General features: G+C 44.7%; 13 protein-coding genes. 8 read left to right on the top strand and 5 right to left on the bottom strand.

Annotated features, from left to right (window positions below; translation table 11 throughout):
- Nucleotides 1–284 precede the first annotated feature (284 nt).
- Entirely contained in the window at nucleotides 285–1,427 is a 1,143-nt protein-coding gene (locus tag JMY01_RS03420; protein WP_201574230.1) for an NUDIX domain-containing protein, read from the bottom strand.
- A gap of 157 nt (nucleotides 1,428–1,584) precedes the next feature.
- Between JMY01_RS03420 and hemP the strand changes: the two genes are divergently transcribed.
- Nucleotides 1,585–1,749 carry a hemin uptake protein HemP gene (gene hemP, locus JMY01_RS03415; RefSeq protein ID WP_201574229.1) on the top strand — a complete coding sequence of 55 codons (165 nt, stop codon included), beginning with the start codon at nucleotides 1,585–1,587 and terminating at the stop codon, nucleotides 1,747–1,749.
- A 322-nt stretch (nucleotides 1,750–2,071) separates the two neighbouring features.
- Here hemP and JMY01_RS03410 read toward each other — a convergent pair whose 3' ends face one another.
- Nucleotides 2,072–7,066 (bottom strand): translocation/assembly module TamB domain-containing protein, encoded by a 4,995-nt coding sequence (locus JMY01_RS03410; RefSeq protein WP_201574228.1) that lies wholly within the window; start codon nucleotides 7,064–7,066, stop codon nucleotides 2,072–2,074.
- A gap of 135 nt (nucleotides 7,067–7,201) precedes the next feature.
- Nucleotides 7,202–10,570 carry an autotransporter assembly complex family protein gene (locus JMY01_RS03405; protein WP_374220356.1) on the bottom strand — a complete coding sequence of 1,123 codons (3,369 nt, stop codon included), beginning with the start codon at nucleotides 10,568–10,570 and terminating at the stop codon, nucleotides 7,202–7,204.
- A gap of 389 nt (nucleotides 10,571–10,959) precedes the next feature.
- Between JMY01_RS03405 and JMY01_RS03400 the strand changes: the two genes are divergently transcribed.
- The 7 genes from JMY01_RS03400 (at nucleotide 10,960) to JMY01_RS14410 (ending at nucleotide 20,768) form a co-directional block, all read left to right on the top strand.
- Nucleotides 10,960–12,300: an MFS transporter gene (locus JMY01_RS03400; RefSeq protein WP_201574226.1), complete on the top strand. Its 1,341-nt coding sequence runs from the start codon at nucleotides 10,960–10,962 to the stop codon at nucleotides 12,298–12,300.
- A gap of 152 nt (nucleotides 12,301–12,452) precedes the next feature.
- Nucleotides 12,453–13,091: a 2-polyprenyl-3-methyl-6-methoxy-1,4-benzoquinone monooxygenase gene (gene coq7, locus JMY01_RS03395; RefSeq protein WP_227677967.1), complete on the top strand. Its 639-nt coding sequence runs from the start codon at nucleotides 12,453–12,455 to the stop codon at nucleotides 13,089–13,091.
- Nucleotides 13,092–13,517: 426 nt separating this feature from the next.
- Nucleotides 13,518–14,546, top strand: coding sequence for a hypothetical protein (locus tag JMY01_RS03390; protein WP_201574224.1), 1,029 nt, complete (start codon nucleotides 13,518–13,520; stop codon nucleotides 14,544–14,546).
- A 521-nt stretch (nucleotides 14,547–15,067) separates the two neighbouring features.
- Entirely contained in the window at nucleotides 15,068–17,530 is a 2,463-nt protein-coding gene (locus JMY01_RS03385) for a triacylglycerol lipase (RefSeq protein WP_227677644.1), read from the top strand.
- Between the two features lie 492 nt (nucleotides 17,531–18,022).
- On the top strand, nucleotides 18,023–19,534 hold the full coding sequence (locus JMY01_RS03380) for a cytochrome ubiquinol oxidase subunit I (RefSeq protein ID WP_201574223.1): 1,512 nt from the start codon (nucleotides 18,023–18,025) through the stop codon (nucleotides 19,532–19,534).
- Nucleotides 19,534–20,550: a cytochrome d ubiquinol oxidase subunit II gene (gene cydB / locus JMY01_RS03375; RefSeq protein WP_201574222.1), complete on the top strand. Its 1,017-nt coding sequence runs from the start codon at nucleotides 19,534–19,536 to the stop codon at nucleotides 20,548–20,550. Before JMY01_RS03380 ends, cydB begins: the two co-directional genes overlap by 1 nt.
- Nucleotides 20,551–20,651: 101 nt before the next feature.
- Nucleotides 20,652–20,768, top strand: coding sequence for a DUF2474 domain-containing protein (locus tag JMY01_RS14410; protein ID WP_374220341.1), 117 nt, complete (start codon nucleotides 20,652–20,654; stop codon nucleotides 20,766–20,768).
- Between the two features lie 251 nt (nucleotides 20,769–21,019).
- On the opposite strand, the gene murU is transcribed toward JMY01_RS14410, so the two are convergent.
- Both murU and JMY01_RS03365 read right to left on the bottom strand, forming a co-directional pair.
- A complete protein-coding gene (gene murU / locus JMY01_RS03370) occupies nucleotides 21,020–21,748 on the bottom strand; it encodes an N-acetylmuramate alpha-1-phosphate uridylyltransferase MurU (protein WP_201577140.1) in 729 nt (242 codons plus the stop codon).
- Nucleotides 21,749–21,843: 95 nt separating this feature from the next.
- The gene (locus tag JMY01_RS03365; RefSeq protein WP_201574221.1) at nucleotides 21,844–22,953 is read right to left on the bottom strand and encodes an aminoglycoside phosphotransferase family protein; all 1,110 of its coding nucleotides are present in this window, start codon (nucleotides 22,951–22,953) and stop codon (nucleotides 21,844–21,846) included.
- Nucleotides 22,954–23,416: the final 463 nt, after the last annotated feature.

The following is a 23,416-nucleotide window of genomic DNA, read 5'->3' as shown; positions in this document are numbered from 1 at the left end:
AGTTGATGGCTTGAGTACTGGCTCATATTGGCTTTGGATTTTCTTACTATATATTAGTGATATGACTGATATTAGAACAGTGTGGCAATGTAGGAAAACGCAACCGTTTGTAAGTATTACTCTCTTTATGCATCGAATCAAATACATAGTTACCAAAAGACTAAGTAATGAAGGCTAGCCGACGATATTGAAATCAGAACAGAATTAAAAACAGTAAGTTGGCTAAAATATAAAACGAAACATAGTACGCAAAGATACCGTCGAAATTGGTCGCTTAACACACATTAGCTTTGCAAAAACTGTCGAATACCTGCAATGCTTGTCGCACCTTTTTGCTTGGCATGCTGCAGCAATTTGGGAGACAAACCGCCTAAACCAATAACAGGAATATCGGCAAGCTCCGCTAACTCTGACCATTGCTGCCAACCAAGTGGCGCAGCGTCTGGATGGGTTTGAGTTGCCAATACGGGGGATAAAAACATGCCCACTACTGGTGGCAATTGCTGTTGTATACGCTCAGCGGCAAGCTGATTGGCGGCATGAATGCTATCTACATCATGACAACTGACTATCATTGGGTGGCTTGATGATAATAATTGCAGATTTTTAGATAGCTCTTGTGACTTGTTTTGAGAACTGTCTTGAGAGCTGTCTTTTACCTCTGCATACCATTGCATCAAAGCGCTGTGCGTCAAATGTTTGGCGACGACTTGAGAATTAGTAATCGAATTAGGCACACCTGACTTATTCAGCAAAGAGTCATGAGCCACAGAATGGTTCGACAATATCATGTGCACATCTGGACGTAACTGCATTAGCTGCTCGGCAATAGCCTCTGAGTCTAACGCCTTCGCTCGAATGTATACCCACGCATCTGTTGCTAGGTTCTTTTGATGATACTCAAGCCATGCGGCACTAGCATCAGAATAGCCATCAAAATGTGCCAGTGGGTAAGTCACGGTTATCAGGGGCGGTAGCTGCAACCATGCAAGAATGGTTTGGTTGGCAGCGGGCAAACGATAGTTCCCTGCCAGTAAGTCAGGTTTATTTACCCACGTCAGAGCCTGCCCTTCTAGCCCGTACTGACAGTGCCTATGCTGATCATACTGCTCCGCTGTAAGCTCAATATCGTAAACCTGCAATGATACCTGCTTGTCACCATAATCATGATGCAGACGCCCAAGCTTTACGAGGGTATTAGCATGAATATCGATACCTGTCTCTTCATTCACTTCACGTATGAGTGCTTGTTTTACCGTTTCACCAACATCAATCTTACCACCGACAAACTCGTAACGATTGCCCTGATGTTGTTCAGTGCTACGGAATCCAAGTAAATACTGCTGCTGATAATGAATAACTGCAACCGCGACATTGACGATATTTTCTTGTTTATTTGTTTGTTGTTGGTTTGAGCTTCTAAGCATCACACTTCCTCTATTTTTTGTATCCAAGGCACAAGTTTTCATAATAGATAATATTTATTTTACAAATTCGCTTGCAAAACTCCTTAATGTAAATGATAATTATTATCGTTAAAAGTTTATTTACCGCTTCACTTTACTTTAGCAAAAGGATTTTACTATGAGCCTCGTTATTTCTCGATTTCTTAACCAACGTGAAAACCGCCTCCCTACTCTGCAATCGCAGCATCTGTTTGCCCTCACCAAAGAAGTGCGTATCGAGCACGAAGGTGAAGAATATCGCTTGCGTCTCACGCGTAATAATCGCTTAATTTTAACCAAATAGCTTATTTTGTTTTGGCTAAAATACAAATGGGGCGTGTCACCAATTAGTACATATAAATGATGACACGCCCTAGATATCGTCCGTTGAATGTAAAAATGTTATGGTTTTAAAGGCGCTACTGGTATAAATTTTACTTGCGTGCTGTTATCACAGAGGCTGCGCAACTTCAAAAGATAGCATCCCAGTAGCGCTATGAAATTTTTAAACTGTATCGACTATATAAAAGCTTATTTTTTAATGGAGACCAATAAAAACGCCTTTATTAATAAAGGCGTTTTTTAATAGATGATATTTACTAATCGATACTCATCATTAGAAGCTTTTAGAACTGCCAACTATAGACTACGTCAACTGCATTTTCAGCAGCAGAAGTCGCTTCAACGTAGATGCGACGTGTAAGCTGATAACGGATAGACAAGCTGTTTTGGGCGTTAAATACACCGACACCATAGCGTATATACAGATCAGGCGTGACGTAACCAGTGACGTTGACATTTGTATCTTCACTATTACCTGACGCATCAACCGTTAAGCTTTGCAGGCCAAAAACTTGTCCGATTTGATTGGTTAGGCTACGCGTACCACTCAAACCGAAACTCAATCCAGCAGCGGCTAGATTATTGGTGACCTGAGATTTAAAGCCTTGTTCACTAATCTGGGTAGCACCAGTATTATTAAGACGACCTGTCACCAAAGCGTTCATTGCTTGCTGCTGGGTAAGACCTGCATTATTAAAGACAATGATATTTGGGTTTTCAGTATCGCCTTTGACTCGTAGACCCACGGTTTTACCATCGATGGTTTTGACCGCCTCAATACTGAGGTTGGGTTTCATCACGTCGCCATTAAAGCGCACTTGCCCATAGTTTAGCTCTAAGTTCTGGCCAAAAGCGTCCACAGTAGTACGACGTGATACCTGTATCACCCCTTTGGCACGCATCACACCAGTGCCGTTTTGGGTGATATTTAACGCCCCTGCTAAAGGAAGTACCGCTCCAAAGCCGCGGAAGTTCACATCATCCCCTAAGTCGATACCGATATCAGCATTGATCGACCAAGGTTTTGAGATGGCTAAAACTTCGTCAATGTTACCAATCAAACGCCTATCGAGCACGACGGCATCTTCGGTCTGGGTAATAATGTCCTCACTGGCCTCAGGAGGACGTATGGTCGCTGATGGTACGCTGATTGCCCCTTCAATATTGACATAACGGTCGCCTGGACGCACGATGATATCAATATCAGGATTAACCTCGGCCAATAATAGTGGCGGCTGAGTTAAGACCAGCCTATCCCCAATGATACTCAGCTTCGCTTGCAGTTTTTGTTGCCAATCAACCGTACCTGTCAGCTTACCGACACCCGAACCTCTATTGAACGGACCATCAATGGTCGCTTGCGTGCCGCGAATTTTGGCCGCTATGTTAAGGTTTGACAGATTGACTGGCAAATCAAGCATCGCGACGCGCCCCTTAGCAAGCTTTACGTCACCATAAAACTGTGGCTTTTCAAGCGTACCACCAAGACCTCCTGCCATGGTGATATTGCCTTCAAGCGCGCGCATACCTGGGAAAAAAGGTTTGAAAACAGCGAGATTGAGCTCATTCAAAACCAAAGCACCTGATATTGGCTTAGGGGTTTTGTACGGATCAACGATGACTTCTGCATAGCCACGAGCACCGCGTCCAGTATTAATGTCTGCACGTAGTTTCAGACCTTCCGGTACTGACAATGCAATGAGAGACACGCGCTCATACGGGAAGGTGACAGGTGCCATATCACCTTCTTGAATCAGACCAATTTTACCATTGTCTGAATATAAGGTGGTATTGATAGTAGGCGGACGACCACGTTGCCAGCCGACAATGGCCTTACCATTAATGGTGCCATGCCAGTCGATATCTTTAGGTAAAAACACTGAAAACAGCGATGTATCTAGCTTTTGTAAAGCGATATCCACTTGACCACTGGCCGCAGAAGCGATGAGGTTCTCACGCAGACAAAGCTTGCCAGTTTGATCAGCCGCTTGCCAACAATGCGCTGCTAGCTGTACCTTTAGATCACTGCTGCCGCTATTTTGCGGTTTTGGTAGATTTACAATCAACTGCGCAGGCTGGAGTTGATTCAAAGTAGCATATTGTGATTTTACGCGGCCTTTGCCGATCACACCTGACCAACTGAGCTGGTCACGATTAAAACCACCTTTTAGCCGTGCTGAGATGTCTAATTGCTCATTGGCCACTTCAAGATCAAGCACATGAGATTGCTCAGTACCATTAAAGGAAGCATTAACATTTTTAAAGCTTTGACCAGCCGCATCCAAGCCTTCGGCGCTGATGATTAACTGACTGGGGCTGTTCGCCAAGTTTACTAACTTGCCACGCACACGACCTTCGCGCAAAATAAACCCAGGTAAAGCTATACGCTCGCCCACTAAATCAATATAGATCGTCGGCAACGCTTGACCTGCGGGCTGCGATAAAGTCGCACCACCTGTCACCTGACCTGCAAGCTTGTCTGAGAGCTGATCGAGACTGGTAATATTGATCTTAGCTTGCAGCTGCTGGGCATTGCCATCAGCAGTCAGATAATTATCTCCCCAACGTAGCACCAGATTGTCAGCATTCAGACTATCGATGAGCGCATTCACTTGTTGATACTGCGCTTCCGCATCTTGAGCCTTTAAACGCTGAAAGTAGCTGGCCAAATCTTCTGGTAAATGTAGCTTGGCTGCCAAACTGCCTTTCGCACTTAACGGCTGACCTTTTAGCGTTCCATTTAGATTGATTTGTTTTAGGTTAATGACTTGCTGCGCTTTACCCCAACGACCATCGGTATTTAAAGTGCCCGTAATCATACTTGGGGTGTCTTTTAGGAAATACCCTAAGTTGAAGCGATCCATCACGGCACTGATATCCCACGCAATGCCTTGACGCACATCAACAGTTCCTTTGGCATCAATACTACCGGCTGTGCCCACATGACGTAAACGCTTGATACGAATCAGCTGCGAGTCGCCACTCGCATCAATGGTCAGTTTACCCGCAGGTAGCTGCTCAGCATCAAGTACACCATCGAAATCTACCGCAAAGCGCTGCAATGTTCCAGCCGCATTTGGGCGATCTTTGGGCGCAGGTTGCCATTGACCGCTGGTGTTTAAGTCACCTGTGACAATGGCTGGGTTGTTCGGTAAAAAATAGCCCAAATCAAATTTGTCAAAGCGCCCTGTTACCGTCCAACCGATGTCTTGACGTAGATCAATCACCCCTTTTGCCGCAACTGCACCTGCCTCGCCGGCATAATCTAGCTTGCGTACGTTAATGAGCTTTGGCGTACCAGCCGCATCGATCGAAAGCCGACCATCAGGGACATCGGCCGTATCAAGCTGACCATTAAAACGTACATCAAATACCGACAGCTCACCCCCGACGATATCCACGCTAGCATCACCGCCACCCGCAATACCAATCTCGCGACCCTCTTGCGTCGCATCAAGCTGTGCCTGTAGATCAGTATTATTTAAATTAATAATATGACGTTGACCTTTGACGCCATTTTTTGTGATATTGAGCAGACGGCCGTTGGCACTGAGACTGCCTGTTAGACGCTCAAGTGGTAAGTCGCTACGGTACTGTTTGGGCAATAAACCATTGGTACGCGCATCGATCTGCCACGTGAGTGGTCGCTGCTTGGTCGCCAGCTGTATCTGACCCTTGCCCGATAGGTCGCCGACAATCCCTTTGTAGTTAAGGGCATTTATGTCGATGACGTTGCCAGCTTTACGCACACGCACATCATAGTTGCCTTTGGGCGCTGCATTTAGCTCATTGATCAGCGCATTGGCATCGACAGACAGGCGCGAGCCACGCACGATGACATCAGCCTGCCCACGCGGACTATCAATGTTGCCAATATCAGGTACATTGCGGCGAATAAGGTTTTGCCATCTGGCAGCAACATACCAAGGCGCAGTTTGGGCAGACTTAGGGGATACCTTGCCACGCACGATATTTGCATTGACGTGCTCGCCATCACGCTGACGTAAGTCAGCATCGATTTGTACGTTGCCAGCAAGGTTTTGCTGTTGATAGTGCAGCGACAGTCTGCCGTTTAGCGTTTGCGGTGCATAAGCCTTAAAGTCAGCATAGTCATCAGGAATGGCGCGGCGCACATCAAAGTTACTACCTGTTGCTCGCACTTTGGCATCAAAGCTGTCTTGCCAGTCTAAAATACCTTGCAGCAACAAACGTCCAGCAGGAACATCTGCGTTTAAACGATCTATGCGCAGTTGGCTATTGGCAATGATGCCGCGACCTTGATAGTGGCCTGAAGGGATGTCTTTGGCGGTCAGCTCAGTATTGATACGCAGGCGTATCTCAGAGATAACCCCAGTTGCAGTAGCCATGCCATCTTGTAGATGTATTTTTTGATCTTCAGCATAGGGAATGAGGACATCTTTCCACTGCAGTTTGGCTTGGAACGGTGCGTTTTTATCCAATCCTTGTACGACAAACTCACCACGCACATCGCCTTCATTATAACGACTACGGACTTTACCGACCGTACGCTTCAGACTGCCAGTTGCGGTAATGTTGAGTGGATCGACATAGGCTTTTTCTAAAGCGCTGACTTCAACGATGGCTGAAGCATCTAGCGGATAGTCCCCTTGCAGATCTATGTTGCCTTTCAGGGCGCTCACTTTGACAATATCTGCATAGCGCAAATCACCACGGCCAACCGTCACCTTACTACCTACCCAGGTCAGATCACGAGCAGCAATATCATGCACGACTACTGGCTCTTTCGTGACTTGCTTATAAACAATACGTTTTATTTTGGCTTGATCAAAACGCAAGTTAACGGGCAGTTGCAGAGTTTTATAATCAAAAGGCTCGCCCGTTGGCGGAGTATTGTTGATGATTTCTATACGTTGGATATCTGCATCACGCAGATGCACTTCTTTGGCAAACACCGCGCGCCAGCCTATTTTGACATACGCTTTGTCCACCAGTATCTGCAGATCTTCGGTCGCCTGAATATCTATGTCACTTACCCAAATACCATCACGCAGGTTGCCCTCACCATATTTGAGCTCAATGCCTGTCTCAGCGCCGACTTTTTCTAAGAGAAACTTGGTACCTGACTCTGTTCCCGCCATATAAAAGAATATCGCAAACATAATCAGCAAAACGACGAGTATCAATACCAATAATTTGAGCACAAAAGACAACGGATACCAACGGCGTACCGCGCGGGCATCTCTTTGAGCAGGATCTTCATCCGATGGATGGTCAGGCGGGGTTTTTTTGGTCAACATGACACTCAACTACGTTAAAAAATCATTACCAGCAATCGGCAAAATTAATGGATACGGCTTACTCATCTTCTTTTTAGTACTGTTTGTTTCGCACTGTCTGTTTGGCTTTATCTTTTGTAGTACTGTATGAAAGCATTATAAAGGCGAGCCGATAAAGAAGTGCAGTCTAACTGGAATACTGTCTTCTGTCACGCCAGCCGCGACATCGACACGTACCACACCTACAGGGGATGCCCAGCGAATACCGACGCCAACGCCGACCTTAGTATCAGCGTTAAAGTCCTTGTCATAGGCGTTACCCACATCAGTAAACACCGCTCCACGAAAACCAGGTATAAATTCATAGTTGTATTCAGCGCTACCGACGGCCAGTATTTGCCCACCCGTTAGATAACCCTTGTCTAATGGCGATAAACTCTCATAGTCATAACCACGAATACTTTGATCACCACCCGCAAAAAAGCGTAATTTATAAGGCACTTCGTAGAAATCATCTGCCCAAAGATATCCGGTATCTAAACTCCCAAGCACTTGATGTTTATTTGAGTCTCCAAAACTATAAATACCACTGACACCTGCCCGAGCGATCGCCATATCAGTATCACTCAGTGCGCTATCCGTACCCGCTTCAACACCATAATGTTGGCGTATACCACGAGTTGGGTTGGTCGCATTGTCAACGTCCGTCTTACTGACACCATAGCCAAATAACAAGGCTTTTTGCTTGGGTCTGGACGAGGTGAAACGCACAGGGAGATCGTCTAGATCAGCTGCATCGACGCCTGTCTCAAGCTCATCTAAGCGGTAACGCACAGAGTAGCTACGATTCCAACCACTGTCGCGGCGAATGTTGCGTGCCAATCCTGCTTTTAGCGTCTTGGTAGACAGATCGAAGTTTCCTTCTCCTTGGTCAATCACTTCTTCTTCATAAGTCAAACTGGCATCCAACTTATCATTTAGCGGATGCTTCCATGGACGACTGCCATAGACGGTCACGTTTTTATTAATCCGCGATATGGCTGTTTCTGCTCCAGCTTGATAGCCTTTACGGTTGATGAGATTGTAGTCTATTTTTGCGGTCGCTCGAGTACCAGTATCGGTACCATAACCGATACCGACTTGGGCATCACGTGGCTTTTCAGCTGAGACATAAACATACAGCGGCACTTTTTTATTCTCTTGCACTTGCTGCGGTGTTTTACGTCCCTCTAGTGTTGGCGCGACAAAATCCTCATCATTGATGACACTTTCTTCTTCAGGGAATATCTTTTGCGCCAGATTGCTGATGGAATTACTAATCTTACCTAAGATACTATCTACGGCTTCTGGTGGCTTTTCGTCGAGCACTCGGTCGTTTGGCAAAGTACTTAAACGCTCTGCTTTTGCTTTAACAGCCAGCAGCTTATCTTCTGTTTCCTGATCGACCTCAAACTCAATGGGAGCCACATCTGCTGCATCTACGGTCGCACCACTATTGGCATTGATAGCATCATCAGCACTGTCAATATCACTATCGTTTGACACACTACTGCCGCGCTCATTAGCAGTGGCTGTAGCATCACCTGTATTAGTATCGACATCGTCATCCATTAAATCGCTATCGTCAGAGTCCGCCGAGGTATTATCAAATGCTAAGGTACTACTTTCGCTACTTTCATCGGGTGGCAATATGGACTCAACGTTGACAGTATTAAAATAACGGGTCGCTGATAAGTCATTACTAAACTTGGTAACAGCCGGACGATAAAACGGATCTCCTGCTTCAAAACCGATCAACTGCTTTAAGACTGAGGTTTCAACAGGAAGCTTGGCAGGGTCGCGCGTCAATGTGCCCGACTCCTTATCGTAAGTAAAAAACACCACCTCATCAAACTCATAACGATCGCCAGTATTGTAAACCAGTGACACATCAGCTGTATTGTCTGGCAAGATGATATCGACTGATTTGTTTAACCAATATTGATCGAAGTACCCATAAGTATTACTCAGAGACTCTAGCGCAGCTTTACTGTTTTTATAGACACGATGGTTAAATACGTCGCCTTCTTGCGGTGGCAAGTCTTTTTCAAGTGCTTGGAACTCAGGTTGCTCAATACCCTCACCGCGAATATCTAAAATACGGCTATCTACACGTACAGGCTCGCCAAGCTCTTCAATAATCACTTCAATGGTATCAGCAGTTGGTTGCCGCAGACGTAAAGTCACATCATAGTAGCCCACTGCGCGCGCCGCATCTAAGGCCGTTTGGCGCAGGCGTGGCAAGGCAGCGGTAAAGTCCTCAACCGCTTGCACACTCGTATCGTCGAGCGCTGCTTTGATATTATTAATCGGCTGAATATCTTTATCAGCTTTGATTAGCTTTGGCTGTGCATTGACTGCATCATCGGCAGGCGCTTGCTGCAAATAAACCGTTGTCTCTACGTTAGGTATCGCCATAACGCCGCCGTTAAACAGACGGTTATATAACCCTTTGACTAACCCACCACCATTACGCGCTACAGATTTGGGTTTCGAGGCTTGCTCTATACTTTCGGTGACAGCCTCGGTCTCGGTAGACGCTTGATATTCAGGTAAATAATCTTCAGGATTTAGAGGGTCAGCATTCTCGCGCTCAATATTTTCTATAGGCAACTTACCAGCATTCGCTTGAGCTCTGATATCAGCGGTACTGTCGTCAGCACCAGTCACCGTATCAGGTTCTTGCTGTGCCAATACTTGTGCAGGCGCTTGGTCTGCATCACCACTGCCCACAGAGTCACTGACGTTAATTGGCCGTGACATAATTTCGGCAGCTTCAGCGCGGTCAGCAGCATCTTGTTCACGCCCCAGGGTCTCAAGGTTGGTCGGCGCTGGCAAATTGGCCGCATCTAATGCTGGATCTAAGCCAATAGGAAGTTGAGTACTGTCTAAAGTGGCAACTGGATTATCAAAGGACTCGTCAAAATCCGAATCCTTGTTGTTGCTTTGAGCACTGCTCTGATTATTTTGCGCATCCAATGCCGCAAGCTCACGATCAATCTGCTCAGGCGTCATCATCTGATACCCTTGCTGCTGTAAAGTCTCTGCTTGCTCGAGCAAACTGTCATCAGCAGCGTTAGACTGCAGCGTTTCTTTCTCATCTGCGCGGTTCAAATCATTAGCTTTATCAGCAGCAACCTTAACTGATGCAGGAGCCTTTAATAAGCTGCCTAGGCTTTGTTTACTATAGTCATCTAGTACCGATTGATCGACAATGCCTTGTTCTACTGCTTGTTTTAGGCGCAGCGCATCCAACGCGGCATCAAGTTGCGTGTCTTCACCAGCCATCAGCGCATTGTATTTGGATAAGCTAGAAAGCTTGGCAGAGCCATCAGCCGTTGGACTGACTTCTTCAGCCATAGCAGGGAATGCAACGCCAAAACCAACTAAGGTAGTCGCTAGCGCGGTGAAAAGCGCAGAACGGGTAAAACGAGTACGCGGCAACTCTAAGCAGCGGCGCGGGAGCGTTGAGGGCTGATGTTTCATCATACTTATTTCCTATCACCTCACGCGGCATACTCATACTGACGATAGTATCGTCTGGACTTACCGGTGATTATACTTATATATAGTAGTTAAACGAATAATAGTTAAACGAACGGATCTCACCATACCATGTTCATTACCCAAACAACTTTGAGGTAATTCAGTGAAAATTGCAAATCATAGCTTAGTTAATTATCAAATCATAGCATCTAGCGCATGTATTTCTAGCGCAGCCTTGCTATTATACGGTCTAAAAACAATAAAACCTATCTTATATTTTGATAAGTTTTTGATAATATTCATAATTATATATAGATATCAATGAGTTTGATCGCTTATATCTACTCTTGTTATTTTGCATTAGACGCTGGCCAATTGTAGGAGCTCACATGGCAAATCAGTTTCAGTTATTCAAGCGTCGCCGCTTTAGCGCTATGTTTTTCACCCAGTTTTTGGGTGCCTTTAACGACAATATTTTTAAGCAAGCGCTGATTTTAGTATTGACCTATACCGCCGCCAGTCAAATCGGTGTCGAAGTAAGCATCCTCAACAACTTAGCAGCCATGCTGTTTATTTTGCCGTACTTTTTGTTTTCAGCATTGGCTGGTCAAATCGCCGATAAGTATGAAAAGTCCAAACTGACTCGCCTTACTAAGCTGCTTGAACTGACAATCATGAGCGTGGCTGCGGTGGGCTTTGTGTTTGAGTGGTATGCGTTATTGTTCGTGGCGTTATTTCTCATGGGCACTCACTCTACCTTTTTTGGTCCCATTAAATACGCCTACCTGCCGCAAGCAATGAAAAAGGATGAGCTGGTCGGTGCGAATGGTTTGTTCCAAATGGGTACATCTTTAGCGATCTTGATAGGTATGATCGTCGCAGGATTATTGACTCAATTACCACAATCTCTATATTGGATCAGTGCAACGGTGGTAGTCATCGCTTTGTTAGGCTATGTGGCTACTCGCTATATTCCGATCACGCCAGCGATGCAGCCTGACCTAAAGATCAACTGGAATATTTTTACCACCAGTATGGCCACCGTGCGCTATTTATATTCTTTGCCGTTTTTGTTTTTTATCATTTTGGGCAATAGCTGGTTCTGGTTTTATGGGGCGACATTTTTGACCCAGACACCTGAGTTTAGTAAGGTCATTTTAAATGGCGATGAATCGGTAGTTATTTTCTTATTAACTCTATTTTCTGTTGGGGTTTCTATTGGCTCACTGCTGTGTAAGTCTTTGACCAGAAACAGAGTTAGCTTGCGACTACTGCCCTTCGGTATCGCTGGCTTGAGTATTTTTGCCATTGATCTGTATTTTTCTTTGTCAGGGTTAGACATCGCGATCAATGCCGACGCTTTATTTGGCATAGGCGAATTATTCAAAGTTACTGGCAGCTGGCGAGTGTTTGCGGATTTATTCTTTTTAGGATTCAGTGGTGGCCTGTATATTGTACCGCTATATGCCTCTATGCAAGCTTATGCACCCAAAAGTCATCGCGCACGTATCGTTGGTGCTAACAATATTTTTAATGCTATTTTTATGGTCACCTCAGCTATTTTTGCGATTGTGATATTAAATACTCTAAAGCTATCGCTGCCGCAGTTGTTTTTGGTCACTGGCGTACTCAACATTGCTTTTGGTATATTTTTATATATCAAATTGAATAAGCATGTTATGCAAGCTGTGATTCAAACTGATGATGAACCCCATGAAAAACAAAGTTAGGATGTGTTGAGGATTCATAAATAAGTAGCCGTACTGCTAGAGCAAATTTATTCATGCCGACGCGCGGCATTGTTTGCTATAGTAATGAGTGATTATAAAACCTCTATAAATACCTTGAGCAGATAACGTTATATCAGGAGCTAAACATGGGAATGCGTTCCTTATCCAAGATTGATCATTTGTTACTTGGCGTCGATCAGGCGCTACGAGCCGTCGTTCCACACTCAAACCCTAGTACGCGCCCGCTTCCTGTCAGTGATGATACTATCCCTGAGCTGAGTATCACAGAATCTCGTCATGTAGCAGGACTGATGCGTATTAACCATACGGGTGAGGTATGCGCGCAGGGCCTATATCATGGGCAGGCATTTACCGCCAAAGATGACGATGTAAAACAAGCCATGCAACAGTCGGCCGCAGAAGAAGTCGATCATCTGGTCTGGTGTGAGACACGCCTGCAAGAACTAGGCAGCCATCCAAGCATATTCACACCGCTCTGGTATGGGATGTCGTTTGGGCTTGGCGCTGTCGCTGGCGCCATTTCTAATGAATTTAGCTTAGGCTTCGTCGCTGAAACCGAAGCGCAAGTCAGTGAACATTTACAAGATCATATCGGTCAGCTACCTACACAAGATAAACGCTCGCGCGAGATACTGGCGCAGATGGATATTGAGGAGCTGCATCACCGCGAGTTGGCACTCGAAAATGGCGGTGCAGAGTTGTCACCACTGGTGCGCCACACGATGCGCTGGATGGCCAATCGCATGAAGGCGACGGCTTATCACTTATAAAGAGCCTTTTATAAAGAATCATTTATAAAAAAACCATTTATCAATGAATAGTAGCGTATAGAAAAATGATATATTCAATTTACTCTAAGAGTTACTCATTAAAATATGATTTAAGCATATGACCTAAGCCCAGTACTTTCTATGCTTTAAGTGGCTGCAAAGTACTGAGACTCTAATAGCTGATGCTAACCCGTAGGGTTTTTAACAATCCTACTACTGAGAAGCCCGATGCTAATTTGCTACGGTATCAAAATTAGGGCGTGTGTGAGACTATCCAACACGTCCTTATAAACGACATACTGTTTGATTGACACCTGTTAACTGAAGTTTTTGCATTCTGTCTATGCAGCACTGATTGTATTTTTATACTACTATTTATTTTATTCTATATACCATAACTTATTAATAACCAAGGTAACGACTGCCATGAGCCAACCCAACAACAACCATACTAAGCATTACAAGTCTGCAACTCTGACTGCTCTAGCAGCGGCCTGCGCCATGATGTTCGCCGCACCTGCCATCGCTGCTACGGATACAACTGACGCCTCTAGCGCTAGTGCTCCTAGTGCCATTGACTCAAGCAAGCGTGTCATTCGCCGTGCTCAGCCGACCAGTAGCGTACAACCAGTAGTACAGCAAAATGCTGCATCAGCAACGGCCGAACAGGCTGCTCAAGCGACTGCTAACGCGCCTACCGCATCAGAATCTACCAGAGCAACGCGCGTTTATGAGCGTGGCCCTATTACTGCCACTGGTATTGATATTAGCGGCGGCCAGCTGGCCAATATCCCAGCGCCACAAGTACAAGTGTCAAGTGTCAGCTTTGTACCGACGCTACTGATTCCGCAAACAACAGCCGTTGGCACCGACAAGCTTGATGTCAGCTTACTAGATGACTTTATTAAAGAAGTTTCACCCAATGCTCGCCATTACCCACCAAACTTCCCTAACCGCTCACAGCGTCATTATGCTCGCGAAAAAATCAAAGTATTAGCAGAGTGGATTGAGCCATATGCCAGTGCACCAAGTGCGTCTTTTGATGTACTTTTACGTGCCGCAAAGCTTAATGGCATGGGTCGTAACTTAGATTTGGGCTCAGACTTTGCAGTGCGCGGCGGCAGTTATGTCGATCGCGCTATCAAACTACAGCCAGACAGCGGCGAAGCAAACTTCTTATACGGTATGATGCTTGCTGAAGGTGGTGGATTTAAAGAAGGCAAAAAATACTTAGATAAAGCAGCCAGCCTTGGCTATACGGAAGCAGAACAAAGCTTAGCGCAGTCGGACTTATTAAGTGATCGTCGTAACGAAGCCTTAGAGCGTCTCCGTCGTCTAGAGCAGCAAGTACCAGACAATTCGGTTATTCGTCAACAGATTAAGCTTATCGAAGAGGGAAAATACTATATTTGGGATTTACCTGCACCTAATATCAATATCAAACCAACGATCTAGTCTTGATCTTATGACTTATCGGTAAATCGTTCAGTCAAAACTACTTTTAAAAGCGCGTTTATTTTATCGTGATATGACATCAGCGGTAAAACAAACGCGCTTTTTTGTGGCACTATTTTATTAACCGTGTCGGTAACGCTTATTTGTGAATCGCTCAATACGCCCTAGGGCGTGTCCTCAATTCAATCGATAGTCATATAAATGGGCTAAAAATGGCTAAATGTTGCCAAACAGCGGCAAATAGCTGGTTAATATCTCGATATTATCTGTGCTATTTTTCTTGTTTGCCTGTCATTTATCTCATTTTTGTCACCACTTTTAAAATGAGAACACGCCCTAGTGTAATTCTAAAAGTTACGCTAAACTTACAAACATATAACAATGCAGTATTGGGGTAATTAAAAGGACTTAATGCCATGTTTTACTTGTTAGGTCACTACTCATTTTAAGTGGCTTACTATTTTAAGTCGTTTTTTGATCCATGCCACTACCTAAATCATTGCTACTTACCGAGGCCACTTATGCTTGCCAAGCACACCGCAGTTGCGGCGATGAATATGAAGAAAAGATCCACGTCCATTGCAGCACTTACAGCATTGGTAGCGACTATGATATTACTCCCTGCCTGTAGCACTGTTTCAGTCAACAAGCAGTCTCAAGCAAAGACCCTTACGGCTCAACGTGGAAACATTGTCACCGAAAACGAACTCAGTAGTGCGACCGCTTCGACATTATTATCTGCAGGGCTTAATGAGCAAGCTTGTATACAGAATTTTGACTTGTGCTTAACCCAATTGACAGACAGCATGCTCAATAAGCACTATAGATCTGCGCTGGCTATTTTTTCTGAGCTGCATTATGCCAAAGCACGCCAGTTAGCAAACTCACAAGATTGCCAGATAGCATTATTACGCCCGCCTCTTGATCCTTATTATGCCAACGCGCCTTTAAGCGCTGAAGAGGAAGCGGCGCAAAAAGAAAATACCAGTGCTTGCCTTATCAGCTATCAAACCCGACTGTTTGATGCCATCAAATCCAGTTATGCCTATCTGTTTTTCAATAGCTTAGCTCATGACTTTGAAGGTGCTGCTACCGACAAAACTGTCGCCCGTCAGACGCATCGTATTCCAACCGATATCGACATTCAAACCCAAGATATCTACAATGCTGCTAGCAATGACATCATCACCCAGTTGTATGAATCTGCAGATCGCTCAGATAAGCTAATGGGAGATACACAAAAGCAGTACTTAGCGATCAATGACCATATTGACGACAGCAATGAAGCAGCCATTGCCAATCTAGCACCGCTAAAAGGCAAACTTACTGATCAAATCAAGGTCATGAATATGACCATCGATAATTATGATCTCAATATCTATCTGCCTAATGAAAACAACTACTTGCAAAATGCTCGTAAACAGACCTCTGCCCTCGCTGATTTGACGTCGACATACGAGTTGCGTCTATCAGGCCTAAACTCTGTCAGTAAGCGTCCAGGATTGGGAGTGAGCTTGGTGGCATCACTGAATGATCGCTACACCACTACGATTCGCCAACTTTTGGCCTCATCCTTATCAGGTAGGCTGTCCAAAACATCTCACAACGACAGTATGGATGACCGTGAGCCTAGCACCCGCATCTATCCAACGGGTCATCTACTGATGACTGGACTGGTAAAGCCCGCTGGTGACAGTGTACTGGAGGTGCTCAGTAGCCGTCAGCTTGATGTAAACCTATACAACCCTTATCGTACTGATAATGTGAATATCCTCGGAAACAACTACCCACTCGCTGCTAACTTTTCTGCAGGGTATGGGCTATGGTTGGCAGAAAACCAGCTTGATGGCGTCGGCTATTTAAACTTAATCACGCGCCAGCCAGAAGCCAACCTGCCTAGGCTGTTTATGCTTGAGCCTTATGATCCCGATAAGCGCGTGCTGATCATGCTGCATGGACTGGCCTCCAGTCCTGCAACTTGGGTAAACTTGACCAACGATATTCTCAACGATGATACCTTGCGTGATAACTATCAAGTGTGGCAAATATTTTATCCAACCAACCTCCCCATTTTAGAGAACCGCTATCAAATTCAAGGTCTGATTAATAGCGCCTATGAGCAGACTGATCCCAAGGGGCAAAACCGCGCCAGTAAAAACAGCGTAATCATCAGTCACAGTATGGGCGCGCTCATTGCCCGCATGATGCTGTCTGACGACAACCTGCTCGATGATCTCGATAGACTTGATGACCAAAACCTACTCTCGAGTAATGAGAAGTATCAAATTCGTCAAGCGCTCAAACAATCTTTTGGCGAACAACAGCTAAAAGCGCGTTTCGAGCTACAGACCTTACCACAAGTAGATACCGCCGTATTTTTGTCCGCGCCGTTTCGAGGGACAGATTATGCAGATCGTTGGTTCACGCGTGCGCTGCGCCGCATTGTTTACTTACCAGTGGGGCTAGTAAAAACAGTCACTGACAATCTGGCAACCATTGCCACTCAAGGTGAGCTAGCAGCGAGTCCTCTTGGGGCTTTATATCTGCAAAACGGTGCCAGCCAGCTAAGTGATAAGTCGTCATTTATCCAGCTGACTAAAGACATCACCATTAATGATCGCATTATCTATCATTCCATCATTGCGAATAACGACGCAGACATCACCCAAGGGTTAGCACAAATGCAGCCGGGTGGTGCCAAAATCGATTTATCTAGGGCATCTACCGCTACTGAAAGTGCTGCGAATACTACGGCTAGAGATGCCGCAATGGAAAATGAGCCATTGTTTGCAGCAGTATCAGTAGATGATGATATTAGCCAAGCGCTAACCGAAAGCTTATCAGATGGTATCGTACCTTATACTAGTGCTCACCTCGATGGCGCAGCATCTGAGACAGTCATTAATGGCGGACATAGTATTCAAACCAACCCACAAACCATCCTTACTCTGCGCCGCATCTTGCATCAGCAGCTACAGCAATAATCTTGGTAAAATTAATGAAGCTCTCTTCAATGACGGCTACATATCAACAAAAAAACCTATCTATCAGCCTCCAATAGTCTCTATTTCCATACATTATTAATACATAATAATGTATGGAATATCTCATGATTTATTCTCGTCTATAGCTCCCAAACGCCCGTCATTATTAACGATTGATGGTCATGAGGCTGTCATGAGCCATTGCTTGCACATCATTATCTTGAAGCGCATAATATTTAAACAATCAATGAGCTAAAATATTGATTTGATAGACAAATAATAGGTGGTTTGTAAGGATATAAATCACCTTAATAAGATCGAAGCAGTTTTGACGATGGCTTATTTTTAAATAAGATAAGTTTAATTTAAAATCCCTGCCGCTAACTAAAACTTGGCTATTGCCCGCGATATTGGTCTGAACCATTGCGGACAGTTACTTGGGCGTATCATGGAAGCCAGCGCTATTCAGCTAACAGATAAAGGTAAGCGCTTATGTTCGCTACATTTATGATAGACCAGCTCGATGCGTTAATGCTTGCGCGCATCCAGTTCGCTTTTGTTATCTCATGGCATATCATCTTTCCAGCCTTTACTATCGGTCTTGCCAGTTGGCTGACCGTTCTTGAGTTCCGTTGGCTCAAAACAGGCGACGCTATTTATGCCGAAGTATATAAACACTGGGTCAAAATCTTTGCCGTGGCTTTCGGAATGGGCGTCGTATCTGGCGTCGTGATGTCCTATCAATTTGGTACTAACTGGGCAGTGTTTTCTGATAAAGCCGGTAACGTCTTAGGCCCGCTACTCGCTTATGAAGTATTAACCGCGTTTTTCTTAGAAGCATCGTTTTTGGGCATTATGCTGTTTGGTTGGGGACGTGTAAGCAAACGCATGCACTTTGCTTCGACAGCGATCGTCGCTATCGGTACGCTTATATCAGGATTTTGGATTTTAGCGGCCAATAGTTTCATGCAAACACCGCAAGGCTTTATGATTGGTGCTGATGGCCTGCTCTATCCGACCAACTGGCTTGAAATCATCTTTAATCCCTCTTTCCCTTATCGTTATGCACACATGATAACGGCAGCGTTTTTGACCACTGCTTTTGTCATTGGCGGCATTGGTGCTTACTACCTGCAGTCCAAACGACATACTGAACATCGACAGCATGGGCGTGTGATGCTAGGTATGGCGATGATAATGGCAATCTTTGTTGCGCCAGCACAGGTGTTGATTGGTGATGGACATGGTTTAAACACCTTAGAACATCAACCAGCCAAAGTGGCAGCAATGGAAGGCATTTGGGAAGACGAACGCGGTGCCGCGCTACGTCTCTTTGCGGTTCCTGACCAAGATAATCAAACCAATAAATACGAAGTCAGCATCCCCTATGTGTCAGGGTTGATTTTAACTCATTCATTTGATGGTGAGGTAAAAGGTCTCAAAAACTGGGCGCCAGAAGACCAACCACCTGTTGCTATTGTGTTTTGGGCATTTCGTATCATGGTCGGTATTGGCATGCTAATGGTCTTGGTTGGGCTGTTCAGTCTGTATAAATACTTCAAAAAACAGCAGTTTAATCCCGAAAGTAAAACCTTTCACCGTACTTGGATGTTGATGACACCGCTTGGCTTTGTCGCTTTATTGGCTGGTTGGTTCGTCACAGAAGTAGGCCGTCAACCCTACACCGTCTATGGTGTGATTCGTACTGCTGAAAGCATATCACCCGTTGCGGCACAGCAGGTGGCAACCACGCTGATCGGTTTTATTGTGCTGTATATCTTCGTCTTTGGTGCAGGGAGCTTTTATATCCTACGTTTGATCGCTCAGGGACCACAGCCATACGAAGATCCAGCGGATGACAACTTCTATGAGCACTCTGTCACTGAGGGTCAAGGACGTACGCTTAGTGGTGACAGCCTTGCCAGTGAAAAAGTGCAGGAACAAGATGGTTCTGAAGATCTCGATAAGCCTGCAAATGACGTCGAAGATGGAGGGTTGCGCTAATGTTTAACTACGGTGATGTATTAGACTTACCCTTAATTTGGGGCGGACTTATCGCTCTTTCTGTGTTTATTTATGTGCTACTTGATGGCTTTGATTTGGGCTGTGGCATCTTGTTTCCCTTTGCCGGCTCAGATAAGAACCGTAGCCGCATAATGAACTCTATCGCCCCATTTTGGGATGGTAACGAGACTTGGCTTGTATTGGGCGGTGGTGGACTATTCGCCGCTTTTCCAGTCGCTTATGGCATCATTATGAGCGGGCTGTATTTGCCTGTGACTTTCATGCTATTCGGTCTTATCATGCGCGGGGTGGCGTTTGAGTTTCGCTTTAAGTCCTCTGCACGACGTTATGTGTGGGATGGTTTCTTTTTTGTAGGTTCTGTGGTGGCTACTTTTTCTCAAGGCATCATGCTCGGAGCGCTCGTGCAAGGCTTAGAAGCTAGCAATCGCCTTTATACGGGCGGCCCTTTTGATTGGCTCTCTCCATTTGCCATTATGTGCGGGTTTGCTCTAATCATTGGCTACGCGCTGCTTGGCTCTACTTGGCTTATTATCAAAACGGAGCACTCACTACAAGTTTGGGCGCGCAAAGTCTCTGGTTGGATGCTCTCAGCATTAATCGCGGCGATGATTGCTGTCACGATATCTATGTATTTTTTAGATATCGATGCGCTCGAAGGTTGGTTCAGTCTGCCAGGCCTATTGTATTTAGCCCCCATGCCGCTCATTGTGCTATTACTATTCTTCCTCATGCGTAAAGACCTAACCACTGAACGTGAATACCGTCCTTTCTTGTTGACCGTTGCTCTGTTTTTGATGGGCTATATTGGGGTTTGTGCCGCTATTTTCCCTTATATCGTACCCTATCAGATGACGATTTATGAGGCTGCTGCTGCTGACACTTCATTGTCCTTTATGCTGATTGGTGCGTTGATTATGCTGCCGATTATCTTAAGTTATACCGCTTTTGCGTATTACACATTCAAGGGTAAAACAGATCATGAGCATATGTATTAAGGATTAGGAAAAAATTAACAAAATTAATAGCTACTTTATATATCGTCAGTAGTGACACTTAGCAAAAGTAAAAAGCGTATTGCTACACAGTAGGAGCGATCATGAAAAAGCTCAGTAAGAAACAATCGCAATGGGCATGGTTCGTTGGCCTATATATAGCAGGATTTCTGGTTGTTTTTATCATCGCACAGTTAATTAAGCTGGCGATGGGGGTCTAATACCCTCTTATACACTGCTATTTATCCATTACCATATAATAAAAAAGCAGCGCCGATTAATCGGCGCTGCTTTTTTTATTAGGCTACGTATATAGATTGATTGAGCTATAGTCAGAGTAAAGTAACATCGATACACTTGTTCATGCTACTGGTATAAATTTTACTTGCGTGCTGTATCCACAGAGGCTGCGCAAAATTTATACCAGTAGTACTTTAACGCTTTTAAAATCTTTCGACTATATTACTTTAACCTAGGCACCCTGATGATTATCAACGCCATTGCTCTTGATAAACTCATTAACCTGCTCTAAACGTTCGGGTGTGCCGACGTCTATCCAGTTATCTTTAATCACTTCAGCGGTAATTTGAAATTTCATCATCGCCTGCTTAAGGAGCGGCGCCAAGGCGGCAGGTTGACCTTGTACCAATCCGTCGACTAGTTGTGGTGACATGACGCTGATACCTGCGAAGGTAAATTTATCTGCCTCGGCAACAGCTTGTTCGCTAGCCAAGCCATTATTAATCGCAAAATCGCCACCGCTGTTATGCGTCGGATTATCAATCAATAACAGATGCGCAAGCTGATCGTTACCCAGCTTATAGTTTTGCAGCTTGATAAAATCATACGTCGTCCAGACATCGGAATTCACTAAGATAAAGGGGGCATCTTTTAGCTTGCCTGTCTGTAAGGCTTGGAATATTCCGCCTGCCGTCTCTAAAGGTTCGTCATCTTCAACTGACCAGTGCAAATTGACACCGTACTGTGTGCCATCGCCCAGTGATGTCATCAGCTTGTCAGCAAGCCATGACGCATTTATCGTAATATCAGTGACACCTGCAGCTTGTAACGCTTTGATGTGCCACACAATCAATGGCTGCCCGCCTACTTCTACCAAAGGCTTCGGCGTCTCAAGCGTGAGCGGACGTAAGCGTGTGCCCTTGCCTGCTGCCAAGATCATTGCTTGCGTAATCGTCGATATGGACATGAAGAGACACGCTCCTTTTTAACAGTATTTAGATGGTTTTTAAGTAGTTTTTAAGTAGTTTTTAAGTACTAAGTTCAACTTATCATCATTTATATTGATGAGAATTTATTTTGATAAGCAGGTAACACAGTCTCTTGTAGCCATTGATTGAAGGGTAGCACTGCTTGCTTTATATCTTGACTACCCTGCTCAGCAAGCCAATTTAATTCAAACATCAAATCACGCATGACTTTGGGTATATCGGCCAAATAGCGATCCTTCCCATCACGCTCAGATAAGCGAATAAAAATTCCTAATACCTTTAAATGACGCTGGACACCCATCACATTCATATCGCTTGCAAACTGCTCTACATTATCCGCAGTGGCCAAACCTGCCTGCTTTTGCAGTTGCCAAAACTCACGAGCCCACTCGGAGACTTGGCTTTCAGGCCAATCAACATAGGCATCTCGCACCAATGACACCAAGTCATAAGTATACGCACCTATCACAGCGTCTTGAAAGTCTATCACTCCTAAACGTGAGTTGTCTGCCTGATCTTGCATCAAATTACGACTGTGATAATCACGATGGACGACAACTTGCGGCTGCGCCAAGATAGCATCAATCAGTGCTGACTTCAGATTTTCCCACAGCGAGTCTGCAAATTTGACTCCGATAAAAGGTATGAACCAATCACGGAACAAGTCCATCTCACGATTTAGTATTACCGTATCATAGTCTGGTAATTGATGCTCTGTGCGTGCCAGCTGTACAGGAGTTTTTTGCAGCTCAATCAGGGTCTGCATCGCCAACTGATAGTAATCATTGACTGCTGCGGCTGGAGCATCGACCAATAAGTGAGCGAACTCTATGGCACCAAAGTCTTGCAGCACTAAAAACCCTTGCGTCACATCTTGGCATATAAGCTCTGGCACATTGACTGCTGGCGCCATCAGCTTAGTGACATTGATAAATTGTTGCATTGCATCTTGTTCATCAGCGGAATCCATGACAATATAGCGCGCCGATGGCTCTTTATCTGCGCTGTTATCAAACAATTGTATGCGATGATATCGTCGGGCACTGGCATCACCTGGTAGACTATCTAGCTTAAACGTTTGCTCTGCAAACTGCTGTTGTAACCAACTCTCTAGCTGCTGCTGGCGAGTATTTACATGAGCATTATCTTGGGACTGTAAGGTAGTATTATCTGTCATAAGAGGCATCGCAGGTCAACGGTAAATGAATTTAAAATTCGGTGCTAATAAAAGATAAACGTAGAATACGGTCATCATAAATCTTAAGCTAATCTAAGCTATCCAAAATAACCTAGATTCATATAACTTAAGCTCATATAACTTAAGTTGACACAGCTTAGGTTTTTATAATTTAGCTTTGTATAACTTAGATCTACATCGTTTTAATTTACATCGTTTTAATTTATATAATAATGACGGCAAATACTTGCTAAAATGCTATCGGGACTTTATCTCCCTTAATAACTTTTATCGACGCCGCTGCGCATGAGCGTATAGAAACATCACGCTAGCGCATAAAAATTGTTCAATAGTGTAGCTGATTTGGTTTTTTTTGACTATGATAAGTCGTCAATATATGTAATATCGACAGATATTTGTGACCATATTATCGTATAGTGGTATTTTAATATCATTCATCATG

Source organism: Psychrobacter sp. H8-1, from assembly GCF_904846575.1.
Lineage (GTDB): Bacteria > Pseudomonadota > Gammaproteobacteria > Pseudomonadales > Moraxellaceae > Psychrobacter > Psychrobacter fulvigenes.
Note: the sequence above shows the minus strand (reverse complement) of the source record. Positions and strands in the feature narration are given on the sequence as shown.